The organism is Paenirhodobacter sp. (genome assembly GCF_047600745.1).
In the GTDB taxonomy this organism is placed as follows: Bacteria; Pseudomonadota; Alphaproteobacteria; order Rhodobacterales; family Rhodobacteraceae; genus Rhodobacter.
In genome coordinates this window covers 113,634-126,498 of the sequence record NZ_JASGKI010000004.1, presented here as the reverse complement: position 1 = coordinate 126,498, position 12,865 = coordinate 113,634, and the positions used below count along the sequence as shown (strand labels likewise).

Sequence of the window (12,865 nt, the reverse complement as noted above, 5' to 3'; positions counted from 1 at the left end):
CCCCCAGCTACATGTCAGCTCCGGTGGCGGGTTTCAAACCGTGGCAGCATCGCCGAAAAATCCCGGCCCTTGCCATCTTCTGCCTCGACGAAGCTGGTATAAAGCGCCGTTGCCAGTTCCCCCATCGGCGTGTCGGCATCGGCGGATTCCGCCGCCTGCTGGCTGAGACGAAGATCCTTGAGCATCAGTTCCGACGCAAAGCCGGGCTGATAGCCGTTGTCCGCCGGGCTTTTCGGGCCAACGCCGGGCGCCGGGCAGTAGGCGTTCATCGACCAGCTGTAGCCCGAGGAGGTCGAAACCACGTCGAACATCTTCTGCCGGTCGAGGCCGAGCTTGTCGGCCAGCGCGAAGGCTTCGCAGGTGGCGATCATCGTCACGCCGAGGATCATGTTGTTGCAGATCTTCGCCGCCTGCCCCGCACCCGCGGCGCCGCAATGCACCGCCTTCTGACCCATGATGTCAAAGAGCGGCGCGACCCGGGTGAAGGCTTCGTCCGGGCCGCCGACCATGAAGGTCAGCGTGCCCGCCGCCGCGCCGTTGATGCCGCCCGAAACCGGCGCGTTCGAGCGCGAGCAACCCCGCCGCCTCGCATTGCGCGGCGATGGCACGGGCGCTCTCCACATCGACCGTGGAGCAGTCGCACAGCACCGCGCCCTTGCGCATCGCCGGGATCACCTCGGCCGCGACGGAGCGCAGGATCGCGCCGTTCGGCAGCATGGTGATGACGACATCCGCACCCTCGACAGCCTGCGCAGCGCTGTCGGCCCCGGCCACGCCTTCGGGCATCGGCGCAACAAGGTCGAACCCCGCCACCTGATGCCCCGCCTTCGCCAGGTTGGCCGCCATCGGGCCGCCCATGTTCCCAATTCCGATGAAACCGATTTTCATGTTCCCTCCCAATACATTGCGTGCCAGTATTAAACCATCACGCGAAGTCTATCCGCCACGCCTCCGGCACCGGCGCGAGCATCCGCGCCACCACCTCTTCCGGCAGGGTGTCGAGCGTCCATTGCCACTGCGGCTTGCGGTCCTTGTCGATGATCTGCGCCCGCACGCCCTCAAGAAAATCGCTGTGCTCGACCGCGCGCAGGGTGAAGCGGAATTCGTTCGACAGCGCATTGCGGATCGCCGGATCGGCCCGCGTCATCCGTACCAGCCGCAACGTCGCCTCTTCGGACAGGGCCGAATTACGCCGCAGGATCGCCAGCGTCTCCTGCGCGAAATCGCCGCCCATCGCCTCCAGCCTCGCCACGATCCCCTTCACATCCGCCGCATCAAAAGCCGCGTCGATCTGCGGGCGCAGCGCCGCCAGCCGCCCCGGCGCGGGCACCTGCCCGGCGGGCAAGGCCACCTCCCCCGTCCGCGCCAGCTGCGCCTTCAGGTCCGGCCATTCCGCCTCCGGCAGGAACAGGTCCGCGAACCCGGCATAGATTGCATCCGCCGCGCCGATCCGGCTCCCCGTCACGCCCAGATATTCGCCGACATGCCCCGGAGCGCGCGCCAGAATCCGCGTGCCCCCCACATCCGGGATCAGCCCGATGCCGGTTTCGGGCATGGCGATCTGCGTGGTCTCCCCCACGATCCGGTGGCTGGCATGCCCGCCGACACCCACGCCGCCGCCCATCACGAAGCCCTGCATGAAGGCGACGATGGGCTTTGGAAATTCCGCGATCTTCGCGTTCATCCGGTATTCGTCGCGCCAGAACCGGGCGCCTTCGTCATAATCCCCGGCCCGGCCCGCGCGATAAACTGCCGCAATGTCGCCACCCGCGCAAAAGGCCCGCTCGCCCTCGGCGTCGATGATGACCAGTTGCACCGCCTCATCGTCGCGCCACGCGTCCAGCGCCTGTTCCATCGCCGCCGCCATGTCATGGTCGAGCGCATTGAGCGCCTTCGGCCGGTTGAAGGTCAGCCAGCCCGCCTTGCCCGCCTTACGGGCAATCATCGTGTCAGTCATCGGTCGCGCTCCGCCAGCAGGCTGCGGGCGACGATCACCCGCATGATTTCATTGGTGCCTTCGAGGATCTGATGCACACGCAGGTCGCGCACGATCTTTTCGATTCCGTAATCCGCCAGATAGCCGTAGCCGCCATGCAGTTGCAGGCACTGGTTCGCCACGTCGAAAGCGGCATCCGTCACCATCAGCTTCGCCATGGCGCAGAATTTCGTGGCATCCGGTGTGGCGTGATCAAGCTTCCACGCCGCCTGTCGCAGAAAGATCCGCGCGGCCTGAAGCCGGGTCTCCATCTCCGCCAGCCGGAATTGCAGCGCCTGAAACTGATCGAGGCTCTGACCAAAGGCCCGGCGCTCGCCCATATAGGCCAGCGTCGCGTCCAGCGCCGCCTGCGCCCCGCCCAAGGCGCCCGCCGAAATGTTCAGCCGCCCGCCGTCGAGCCCGGCCATCGCATAGCTGAACCCCCGGCCCTCCTCGCCCACCAGATCCTCGGCGAGACAATCGTCGAACTGCACCTGCGCCGTAGGCTGCGACTTCCAGCCCATCTTGCGTTCCAGCGCGCCAAAGCTCAGCCCCGGAGTGCCGTCGCACACGATCACGGTGGAAATGCCCTTCGGCCCCTCGCCGCCCGTGCGCACCATGGTCAGATAGGCATCCGAATAGCCGCCGCCCGAAATGAACGCCTTGGTTCCGTTGAGTTTCCAGCCGCCCACGACCTTCTCCGCCCGCGTCCGCAGCGCGGCGGCGTCCGACCCCGATCCGGGTTCCGTCAGGCAGTAGGAAAACACCGTCTCCATGCTGCACAGGCCGGGGAGCCATTTTTCCTTCACCTCGGGCGCGCCGAATTTGTCGATCATGCCGCCGCACATGTTATGGATCGACAGGAACGACCCCACCGAGGGGCAGGCCATCGCCAGCGCCTCGAACACCAGCGTCGCGTCCAGCCGCGACAGGCCGGAGCCGCCGTAATCCTCGGAAACGTAAATCCCGCCGAGGCCGAGTTCCGCCACCCGGCGCCACAGGTCGCGCGGGATCGTGCCCGCCGCCTCCCATTCCTGCGCGAAGGGGGCGATGTGTTCCGCCCCGAAGTCGCGCGCCATGTCGAAGATCGCCCGGCTTTCCTCGCTCAGTGCAAAATCCATGATGCTCCCCCCGAACGCATGGAAAATGAACGTCTGTTTATTTTCACCCGCGCGTGTGGAAATGCAACCCCCGGGTGGGAAAGGCCGCCCCGAAGGGCGGCCCCTGCCTTAGTCCAGCGCCTTGAAGTTCAGCGCCGCGCCGTCCTTGATGCCCGAGAACCAGCGCGCCGTGACCGTCTTCGTCTTCGTATAGAAGCGGAACGCGTCCGGGCCGTATTGGTTCAGGTCACCGAAGGCCGATTTCTTCCAGCCGCCGAAGGTGTAGTAGCTCAGCGGCACCGGGATCGGGAAGTTGATGCCGACCATGCCGACATTCACCCGGCTGGCGAAATCGCGCGCGGTATCGCCGTCCGCGGTATAGATCGCGGTACCGTTGCCATATTCGTTGTCGATCACCAGATTCAGCGCATCTTCATAGGTCTTCGCGCGGACGGTGGACAGCACCGGCCCGAAGATCTCCTGCTTGTAGATGTCCATGTCGCGGGTCACGTTGTCGAAGAGCGTCGGGCCGACGAAGAAGCCGTTCTCATAGCCCTGGATCTTGATCCCGCGACCGTCGAGCACCAGCTTCGCGCCCTGCTCCACCCCCGAGCCGATCAGCCCGTTGATCCGGTCGCGCGCCTGGGCGGTGATGACCGGGCCGAAGTCGATGTCGTTGCCGCCGGTATAGGGGCCGACCTTCAGCTTTTCGATCTTCGGGATCAGCGCGTCGATCAGCGCATCGGCGGTGGCATCGCCCACCGGCACCGCGACCGAAACCGCCATGCAGCGTTCGCCCGCCGCGCCGAAGCCCGCACCCACCAGCGCGTCGGCGGCCTTGTCGATGTCCGCGTCGGGCATGATGATCATGTGGTTCTTCGCGCCGCCGAAGCATTGCGCGCGCTTGCCGTTGGTCGCCGCGCGGCCATAGATATATTGCGCGATCGGGGTCGAGCCGACGAAGCCCACCGCCTGGATCACCTCATGGTCGAGGATCCCGTCCACGACCAGCTTGTCGCCGTTCACCACCTGCAACACGCCATCCGGCAGACCCGCTTCCTTCGCCAGTTCGGCGAGCTTCAGCGAGGTCGAGGGCACGCGCTCCGACGGCTTCAGGATCATCGCGTTCCCGGCCGAAAGCGCCGGTCCCATCTTCCACAGCGGGATCATCGCCGGGAAGTTGAACGGCGTGATCCCCGCCACCACGCCCAGCGGCTGGCGCATCGAATAAAGGTCGATCCCCGGGCCGGCGCTGTCGGTGAATTCGCCCTTGAGCAGCGTGGGCGCGCCCATGCAGACCTCGATCACCTCAAGCCCGCGCTGTACGTCGCCCTTCGCATCCGGAAGCGTCTTGCCATGTTCGACCGCGACCAGTTCCGCGAGTTCGTCCATGTGCTGGTTGATCAGATCGCCGAATTTCATCATCACCCGCGCGCGGCGCTGCGGGTTCGTCGCGGCCCATTTCGGCTGCGCGGCGGCGGCGCCCTCGATCGCGGCATTCAGCTCGTCCAGCGTCGCCAGCGCCACGCGCGCCTGCACCTCGCCCGTCGCCGGGTTGTAGATGTCGGTGAAGCGGCCCGAAGTGCCCGGGACCAGCTTGCCGTTGATCCAATGTCCGATCTCTTTCATCGCGTCCTCCGCAGATTGGTTCGGTGGCACATTAGTGTTGCGAAAATGCGGAATAAAGGCAAAGTCAGGCAAATGTGTTTTGCATTTCTGCAAAGGTACGGGATGGACTGGGACGATCTGCGGGTGTTTCTGGCGGTGGCGCGGGCGGAAAGCCTGTCGGGCGCCGGGCGGGTGCTGAAATGCGATGCGGCGACGGTCGGGCGCCGGATCGCGCGGCTCGAAGACGGGCTGGGCGCGCAACTGTTCCTGAAATCGCCGCAGGGCTATGAGCCGACCGAGGCCGGGCGCCGCCTGCTGCCCCATGCCGAAGCCGCCGAACAGGCGATGACCGGCGCCGAGGAGGAGCTTTCCGGCGCGGCGGGGAGCCTGGGCGGGCAACTCCGGATCGGTGCGCCGGATGGCTGCGCGAATTACCTGCTGCCGCAGGTCTGCGCCGCGATCTGCGATGCCAATCCGGGGCTGGAGATCCAGATCCTCGCGCAGCCCCGCGTCGTCAACCTGTCAAAGCGCGAGGCGGATTTCGCGATCACCGTCAGCCGTCCCACCGGCGGGCGGCTGACGGTGCAGAAGCTCACGGAATATCAGCTTCATCTGGCCGCCGACCGCGACTATCTGGCCCGGCATCCGCCGATCACCGGGCGCGCGGATCTGCGCGGGCACCGGATGGTCGGCTATATCCCCGACATGATCTTCGACAAGGAGCTGGACTACCTGGCCGAAACCGGGGCGCAGACGGTGGGGCTGGCGTCGAACTCCGTTGCCGTGCAGATGCAGATGGTGCGGGCGGGGGCCGGGCTGGGCATCGTGCATGACTTCGCCATCCCGTTCTGCCCCGGGGTGACGCGGGTATTGCCGGGGCAGATCGGGCTGAGCCGGACGTTCTGGCTGGTGCGACACGCCGACGACCGCCGTTCGGAACGGCTGACGCGGCTGGCCGAAGCGCTGGTGCTGGGGGTGCGGGCCGAGACCCTGCGGCTGGAGACGCTGGCCGCGCGGCAGTGAAATTCCTTGACAGGTCGTGACCCGGCTGTGACCCTTCGCCATGCGCAAGGCAAAGGGGAGGTTGCTATGCAGGTGCTTCAGATCCTGAAGGGGAAGGGAGACGACGGCGTTGTCACGGTGCTGCCGGGGTCCACGGTGGGACAGGCGGCGGATATTCTCGCCAGCCGCAGGATCGGCGCGGTGATCGTTTCGCCCGATGGCAAGACGGTGGCGGGGATCGTCTCGGAACGCGACATCGTGCGCGAACTCGCGCGCCACGGCGCCGCCTGCCTCGACATGCCGGTGGATGACATCATGACACGCCGGATCGTCGGCTGCGCCCGGACCGACTCGATCAAGGACGTGCTGGAACGGATGACCGAGGGCCGCTTCCGCCACATGCCGGTGATGGAGGGCGACGAGATGGTCGGCCTGATCTCCATCGGCGATGCGGTGAAGGTCCGGCTCGCGGCGCTGAAGATGGAGAAGGACGCCCTGACCGGCATGATCATGGGCAATTGATCATCGTCGGCGCTTGCAATTGGTAACGCAATATTGTTGCGTGCGCCTCACAATGTCGCGCTGGCATCTGAGGAGGCACCCATGCGCATCGGCCTGTATCCCGGCACCTTCGACCCGGTTACGCTCGGGCATCTGGACATCATCGCGCGCGCCAGTGCCCTGGTCGACCGCTTGGTGATCGGCGTGGCGATCAACCGCGACAAGGGACCGTTGTTCTCGCTCGAAGAACGGGTGGAGATGCTGGAAGCCGAATGCGCGGCGTTGCAGGAAAAGCACGGCTGCGAGATCGTCGTTCATCCGTTCGAGAACCTGCTGATCCATTGCGCCCGCGACGTGGGGGCCAATGTCATCATCCGCGGCCTGCGGGCGGTGGCGGATTTCGAGTATGAATTCCAGATGGTGGGCATGAACCGCGCGCTGGATGCCAGTGTGGAGACGGTGTTCCTGATGGCCGATGCCCGGCGTCAGGCGATCGCCTCAAAGCTGGTGAAGGAGATCGCGCGGCTGGATGGCGACGTGTCGCGCTTCGTCACGCCCGCCGTCAAGGACCGGCTGCTGGCAAAGCTGGGGCGCGGTTGAGGCCAAAGGCGATGCAATCGGCGCCAACAGGCGCGGTTTGAACGCGCCCCCCGGTCACGTTACACGCAACAGGGGGAGCGCGCCCGCCGATCCGGTCAATGCGCGCTGACCGGCGCCAGATCGTTCTGCCGGGCCAGGGCGAAGGCCATCCAGCGGTCCTTGACCAGCGCCAGCCGCTCACCATCCGCCGCATGCAGCGCATAGAGGTGATCAAGGCCACCCGCCTGCGCGCGGACTTCCTCGGGCAGTTCGGTCACCGCGACGGGGCGGACATAGACGATCCGCTCGCCACCCTGCGCCCCGAAGTCGAATTTCGCATCCATTTCACTCACTCCTCAACTGCGACGGATCGGAATCGTCTGCACGACGGGTTCGGGCATCAACCGGCGCAGATCGACATGCAGCAGCCCGTTTTCCAGCGCGGCCCCCGCCACCTCGACCCCATCCGCCAGCACGAAGCTGCGTTGGAACGCGCGGGCGGCGATGCCGCGATGCAGGAAGATGCGCCCGTCCTGATCGTCGGCCTGACGGCCACGGATGACGAGCGCGCGATCCTCCATGGTGATCGCAAGGTCGTTCTCGGCAAAACCCGCCACCGCCAGCGTGATGCGGAAGGCGTCGGGGCCGGATTGTTCGATATTATAAGGGGGATAGGCGTCCGAACCGGATTTCACCGTCCGCTCGACAAGGCGCTCAAGCTGGTCGAAGCCCAGCAGGTAGGGATGCGCGCCAAAGCTCAGTTTCGTCATCAGGCAAGTCCTGTGATAGCGACATTGCGGGCTTGGGCCCCGCCGCTGCGGCAGCCCTGTGTCCAGAATATGGGCAGAGCGAAAGCCGCCCGCAAGGCCGAGACACGCGATAAATTATTCCCCGCAACCGCGCGGAATTGCTATATTAACCGAAAGGCGCGCGTGAGTTGCCACCCTGCCACCCTGCGGATGCCCTAGCTGGACCGGAAGCCGGACATGAACGCCCATATCGACACCCCTATGGAGATGAAGCACGAAGACGTGCTGCGCGTGAAGCTGGAGGTCTTGCGGCGCGAACACCGCGACCTCGACGAAGCGATTCTCGCCCTGACCGGCGCGGGTCATGCCGATCAGTTGCGCATCGTGCGGCTGAAGAAGCAGAAGCTGGCACTGAAGGACCAGATCGCCCGGGTCGAGGACATGTTGACCCCCGACATCATCGCCTGAGCCCTTGCCGTCGCGTTCCGCGTGCCTATAGTGCGCGCCTCATCGCAAGAGGGACCAGATGGGCGTGAAAGTGGGAATCATCATGGGGAGCCAGTCGGACTGGGCCACCATGCGCGAGGCGGCGGCGATTTTGGACGACCTCGGCATCGCCTATGAGAAAAAGATCGTTTCCGCCCACCGCACCCCCGACCGACTTTGGAGCTATGGCAAGACGGCGGTCGAACGCGGGCTGCATGTGATCATCGCAGGTGCGGGCGGGGCCGCGCATCTGCCCGGCATGATGGCGTCGAAGACGCGGGTGCCGGTGATCGGCGTGCCGGTGCAGACGCGGGCGCTGTCCGGGGTCGACAGCCTCTATTCCATCGTGCAGATGCCCAAGGGCTTTCCCGTCGCCACCATGGCGATCGGTGCGGCGGGGGCGGCGAATGCGGGGCTGATGGCGGCGGGGATCCTCGCCGTGTCGGACCCGGAACTGGCGGCGCGGCTGGATGCCTGGCGCGCGGCACTGTCGGCCTCGATCCCCGACGAACCGCAGGACGAATAGGCCGCAAGGCGCCGCGCCTCGGGCGATCAGGGGCAGGTGTGATAGCATGACGTCTCCCCTTCCTCCCGGCTCGGTCATCGGCATTCTGGGCGGTGGCCAGCTGGGCCGGATGCTCTCGGTCGCGGCCTCGCGGCTGGGCTTTCGCTGCCATATCTTCGAGCCGGGCGCGGAGCCGCCGGCGGCCCATGTCGCCTGGCGGGTGACGACGGCGCCCTATACGGACGAAGCCGCCCTGCGCGCCTTTGCCGAAAGCGTCGATGTCGTCACCTATGAGTTCGAGAACATCCCCACCGCCGCGCTCGACCTGATCGAGACGCTGTGCCCGATCTATCCGGGCCGGCGCGCGCTTGCCACGTCGCAGGACCGGATCCTGGAGAAGACGTTCCTCAACGGCATTAGCCTGATCACCGCGCCCTGGGCCGAGGTGACGGACCGTGCATCGCTCGACGCCGCGATCGCGAAGGTCGGCACGCCTGCGATCCTGAAAACCACCCGGCTTGGCTATGACGGCAAGGGGCAGGCCCGCCTGCGCACGCCCGAAGACGCGGGCCCGGCGCTCGCCGCCATGGAGGGCGCGGTATCGGTCCTCGAAGGCTTCGTCGATTTCAGCGCGGAGATTTCGGTGATCGCCGCGCGCGGGCTGGATGGCTCGGTGTCCTGCTTCGACCCCGGCGAGAATGTCCACCGCGACGGCATCCTGCACACCACCACGGTTCCGGCGCGGATCCCGCCCGCGCTGCGCTCGGATGCGGTGCTGATCGCGGCGCGGATCCTGAACGCGCTGGATTACGTCGGCGTGCTGGGGGTGGAGCTGTTCGTCACGCCGCAGGGCCTGCTGGTGAACGAAATCGCGCCGCGGGTGCATAACTCCGGCCACTGGACGCAGGCGGGCTGTGCCGTGGATCAGTTCGAGCAGCATATCCGCGCCGTCACCGGCTGGCCGCTGGGCGATGGGTCGCGCTATGCCGATGTGCGGATGCTCAACCTGATCGGCGCCGATGTCGCGCAGGTGCCGGACCTCGCGAAGCAACCCCGCACGCAGATCCACCTTTACGGCAAGGCCGAGGCCAAGCCGGGCCGCAAGATGGGACACGTCAACACCGTGCTGTAACGGATTGACGGCCCCCGCGCGGCGCCCCTACTCTGTCCGACAGGCGGAGGGGAGACCGCCCGGGGGGATCATGCGACTGGCCGTTCTGAGCGACATTCACGCGAATCGCGAAGCCTTTGCCGCCGTGCTGGAGGATGCCGCGCGGCAGGGCGTAGATGGCTTCGTCCTGCTGGGCGACATCGTGGGCTACGGCCCCGATCCGGAATGGTGCACCGACCGCGCGACGGAGATGGCCGAAGCGGGCGCGATCTGCGTTCAGGGCAACCATGACGCCGCCATTGCCGCGCCGGAACCAATGAACGCCACAGCGCGCGCGGTGATCGACTGGACCCGGCCCCGGCTGAACGATGCGCAGCGCGCCTTTCTGGCCGGGCTGCCGCTCAGCCAGCGGGTGGAGGATGTGCTGTTCGTCCATGCCTCTGCCCATGCGCCGGGGGACTGGATCTATATGGACGGCCCCGGCCCGGCGGCGGCGAGCCTGCGGATGTCGGATGCGGCGGTGATCCTGTGCGGCCATACCCACCGCCCGGCGCTTTACAGCAACGACCTGCGCGGGGCGGTGCATCGCCATGACGTGCCGATCGGCACCGCGCTGCCGCTCTTGCGGTCGCGGCGCTGGATCGCGGTGCTGGGCGCGGTCGGCCAGCCGCGCGACGGCGTGCCGCAGGCGGGCTATGCGATCCTGAACACCACGGCGCGCGAGATCACCTATCGCCGCGTGCCCTATGACAGCGCCGCCACCATCGCCAAACTGCGGGCGGCGGGCCTGCCGGACGCCTTGGCGCAACGGCTGCGGGAGGGATTGTGATGCGCCCCGGCGAAGGACTGGAAATCGACGGCTTCACCCTGGGCGAATGCCTGCACAAGGGCGGTTTCGCCACGATCTGGCGCGTCACCCATCCGGACCATACCGAACCGATGGTAATGAAGGTGCCCACCATTCTGGATGGCTACGACGGCCCCACCATCGTCGGCTTCGAGGTCGAGCAGATGATCCTGCCCCGGCTGAGCGGCCCGCATGTGCCGCGCGTCATCGGCACCGGCGATTTTCGGGTGATGCCCTATCTGGTGACCGAACAGATTCCCGGCCGCAGTCTGCATGCCCTGTTCGAGACCGCGCCGCGACCGGTGGCGGAGGTCGTCGCCATCGGGCGCCGGATCGCGGCGGCAGTCCATGACCTGCACCGCCAGCATGTGATCCATCTGGACCTGAAGCCCGGCAACCTGATGCAGCGCGAGGATGGCACCGTGGTTTGCATCGACTTCGGCCTTGCCCGCCACGAACAACTGCCCGACCTGCTGGCCGAGGAATTCGCCGCGCCGATGGGCACCTTCCCCTATGTCGCGCCGGAACAGATCCTCGGCTGCCGGGACGATCTGCGCTCCGATGTCTTTGCCCTTGGCGCGATGCTGTATCAACTGGCGACGGGCACCCTGCCCTTCGGCGATCCGCAGGGGGTGCGCGGGGCACGGCGGCGGCTGTGGCGCGATCCGGTGCCACCCCGGGCGCTGGCGGAGATCCCAGACTGGCTCCAGGAAATCATCCTGCATGCGCTGGAGGTCGATCCGGCGGATCGGATCGGGTCCGCCGCGCAACTGCTGTTCGATCTGGAAAACCCGGAGAAGGTGCCGCTGAGCGCGCGCGCCACGCGGCAGGCGCCCGATGGCTGGTGGACGGTGCGGCGGCGCAAATGGCGGATGCGCAACGCGGCCTTCGCCCCGCCCGAAGGCACGCTGCGGCAGATCGGCGATGCCCCGGTTCTGATCGCGGCGGTGGATCTGTCGCCCGAGATGGAGCCGCTTTCCGAACGCATCCTGCAAAGCATGCGCGATCTGCTGGCCGTGCGGCCAGAGGCGCGGGTCGCCTGTGTCAACGTGATCCGCACCCACCGGATCGGCATCGACGAAACCACCGATGCGGCGGGCAATCATATCCATGTCGGGCGTCTGGTGGCGCTCAAGGCCTGGGGCGAGCGGCTCGGCCTGCCGGAGGCGCGGCTGACGTTTACCGTCCTCGAAGGCCCCGACCCGGCGGCGGAAATCATCGGACATGCCCGGCGCGTGATGGCCGGGCATATCGTGATGGGCGCGCGGGGCAGTTCGACCACGCGCCGCTTTCTGGGCTCGGTCTCGGCGCAGGTGGTGGCCGAAGCGCCCTGCGACGTGACCGTGGTGCGCCTGCGTCAGCCCGCCGTGTAAAGTCCTTCGTAGATCGGCACCAGCGTGTCGGTCTCGAACAGCGACGACACGGACGTGCCCGACCAGGTGTTCAGGATCGCCTGCGCGAACATCGGCGCGGTCGGCACGATGCGGATGTTCCCGGCGGCCTTCACCGGCTCGGGCTGGTCGATGGAATCGGTGATGACGAGCGTTTTCATCACGGATTTCTTCACCCGCTCCACCGCCGGGCCGGACAGCACGCCGTGGGTGATATAGGCGTGAACCTCGGTCGCGCCGGCTTCCATCAGCACCTCGGCCGCCTTGCACAGCGTACCGGCGGTGTCGCAGATGTCATCGACGATGATACATTTCTTGCCGGTGACGTCGCCGATCACGGTCATCCCCGCGACCTCGCCCGCCTTTTCGCGGCGCTTGTCTACGATGGCGAGCGGCGCGGTGATCCGCTTCGCCAGTTCGCGCGCCCGCGCCACACCGCCCACATCGGGCGAAACCACCATCACATCTTCCAACTGGCCCTTGAAATTGTGCAGGATGTCCAGCGCGAACACCGGCGAGGCATAGAGGTTGTCCACCGGAATATCGAAGAACCCCTGGATCTGCGCCGCATGCAGATCGAGCGTCAGGATCCGGTCCACCCCCGCCTCGGTCAGCAGGTTGGCGACCAGCTTCGCGCTGATCGGGGTGCGGGCCTTGGTGCGGCGGTCCTGCCGGGCGTAACCGAAATAGGGGATGACGGCGGTGATCCGGTCGGCCGACGAACGCTTCAGCGCATCGGTCATGATCAGCAGTTCCATCAGGTTGTCATTCGCCGGGTTCGAGGTCGGCTGGATGATATACATGTCCTCGCCACGGACGTTTTCGTAAACCTCGACGAAGATTTCGGCGTCGTTGAAGCGTTCCACCCGCGTATCGACCAGATTGACGGACATGCCGCGGTGCATCGACATCCGGCGGGCGATGGACTGCGCAAGCGGCTTGTTGGCATTGCCGGCGATGAGTTTCGGTTCGGTCATGACGGGCATCTCGTTACCTTTGGTCTGCGCCGGG

At 66.6% G+C, this 12,865-nt stretch carries 14 protein-coding genes and 1 pseudogene; 8 read left to right on the top strand and 7 right to left on the bottom strand.

The genetic code is table 11. The annotated features are described in order from the left end of the window. Positions 1-14 precede the first annotated feature (14 nt). From mmsB to QM789_RS09215, 4 genes and pseudogenes are all read right to left on the bottom strand, one after another. A pseudogene (mmsB, locus tag QM789_RS09230) lies at positions 15-888 on the bottom strand (3-hydroxyisobutyrate dehydrogenase). Positions 889-925: 37 nt separating this feature from the next. Then, a complete protein-coding gene (locus QM789_RS09225; protein WP_420351629.1) occupies positions 926-1,957 on the bottom strand; it encodes an enoyl-CoA hydratase/isomerase family protein in 1,032 nt (343 codons plus the stop codon). After that, a complete protein-coding gene (locus QM789_RS09220; protein WP_420351628.1) occupies positions 1,954-3,096 on the bottom strand; it encodes an acyl-CoA dehydrogenase family protein in 1,143 nt (380 codons plus the stop codon). Before QM789_RS09220 ends, QM789_RS09225 begins: the two co-directional genes overlap by 4 nt. 108 nt (positions 3,097-3,204) lie before the next feature. Beyond that, positions 3,205-4,704, bottom strand: a complete 1,500-nt coding sequence (locus QM789_RS09215; protein ID WP_420351627.1) for a CoA-acylating methylmalonate-semialdehyde dehydrogenase — start codon at positions 4,702-4,704, stop codon at positions 3,205-3,207. Between the two features lie 102 nt (positions 4,705-4,806). Between QM789_RS09215 and QM789_RS09210 the strand changes: the two genes are divergently transcribed. The 3 genes from QM789_RS09210 to coaD all read left to right on the top strand — a co-directional run bounded on the left by QM789_RS09210 (position 4,807) and on the right by coaD (position 6,786). Next, positions 4,807-5,706, top strand: coding sequence for a LysR family transcriptional regulator (locus QM789_RS09210; protein ID WP_420351626.1), 900 nt, complete (start codon positions 4,807-4,809; stop codon positions 5,704-5,706). 66 nt (positions 5,707-5,772) lie between these two features. Beyond that, complete coding sequence (locus QM789_RS09205) at positions 5,773-6,207, top strand: CBS domain-containing protein (protein ID WP_420351625.1); 435 nt, start codon at positions 5,773-5,775, stop codon at positions 6,205-6,207. A gap of 81 nt (positions 6,208-6,288) precedes the next feature. Next, positions 6,289-6,786 carry a pantetheine-phosphate adenylyltransferase gene (gene coaD, locus QM789_RS09200; protein ID WP_420351624.1) on the top strand — a complete coding sequence of 166 codons (498 nt, stop codon included), beginning with the start codon at positions 6,289-6,291 and terminating at the stop codon, positions 6,784-6,786. A gap of 95 nt (positions 6,787-6,881) precedes the next feature. On the opposite strand, the gene QM789_RS09195 is transcribed toward coaD, so the two are convergent. Both QM789_RS09195 and QM789_RS09190 read right to left on the bottom strand, forming a co-directional pair. Continuing rightward, entirely contained in the window at positions 6,882-7,109 is a 228-nt protein-coding gene (locus QM789_RS09195; RefSeq protein WP_420351623.1) for a DUF1150 family protein, read from the bottom strand. A 12-nt stretch (positions 7,110-7,121) separates the two neighbouring features. Continuing rightward, positions 7,122-7,535 (bottom strand): Hsp20 family protein, encoded by a 414-nt coding sequence (locus QM789_RS09190; protein WP_420351622.1) that lies wholly within the window; start codon positions 7,533-7,535, stop codon positions 7,122-7,124. A gap of 216 nt (positions 7,536-7,751) precedes the next feature. Here QM789_RS09190 and QM789_RS09185 point away from each other — a divergent pair, with 216 nt between their 5' ends. The 5 genes from QM789_RS09185 (at position 7,752) to QM789_RS09165 (ending at position 11,836) form a co-directional block, all read left to right on the top strand. Next, a complete protein-coding gene (locus QM789_RS09185) occupies positions 7,752-7,982 on the top strand; it encodes a YdcH family protein (RefSeq protein WP_420351621.1) in 231 nt (76 codons plus the stop codon). A 58-nt stretch (positions 7,983-8,040) separates the two neighbouring features. Beyond that, complete coding sequence (purE, locus tag QM789_RS09180) at positions 8,041-8,526, top strand: 5-(carboxyamino)imidazole ribonucleotide mutase (protein ID WP_420351620.1); 486 nt, start codon at positions 8,041-8,043, stop codon at positions 8,524-8,526. A gap of 46 nt (positions 8,527-8,572) precedes the next feature. Beyond that, complete coding sequence (locus tag QM789_RS09175; RefSeq protein ID WP_420351619.1) at positions 8,573-9,637, top strand: 5-(carboxyamino)imidazole ribonucleotide synthase; 1,065 nt, start codon at positions 8,573-8,575, stop codon at positions 9,635-9,637. 70 nt (positions 9,638-9,707) lie between these two features. After that, positions 9,708-10,445, top strand: a complete 738-nt coding sequence (locus QM789_RS09170) for a metallophosphoesterase family protein (protein ID WP_420351618.1) — start codon at positions 9,708-9,710, stop codon at positions 10,443-10,445. Then, positions 10,445-11,836, top strand: a complete 1,392-nt coding sequence (locus QM789_RS09165; protein ID WP_420351617.1) for a serine/threonine protein kinase — start codon at positions 10,445-10,447, stop codon at positions 11,834-11,836. Before QM789_RS09170 ends, QM789_RS09165 begins: the two co-directional genes overlap by 1 nt. Here the strand turns inward: QM789_RS09165 and QM789_RS09160 are convergent. Next, positions 11,821-12,840, bottom strand: coding sequence for a ribose-phosphate pyrophosphokinase (locus tag QM789_RS09160; protein WP_420351616.1), 1,020 nt, complete (start codon positions 12,838-12,840; stop codon positions 11,821-11,823). The two genes, QM789_RS09165 and QM789_RS09160, sit on opposite strands and share 16 nt — an antisense overlap. Positions 12,841-12,865 lie beyond the last annotated feature (25 nt).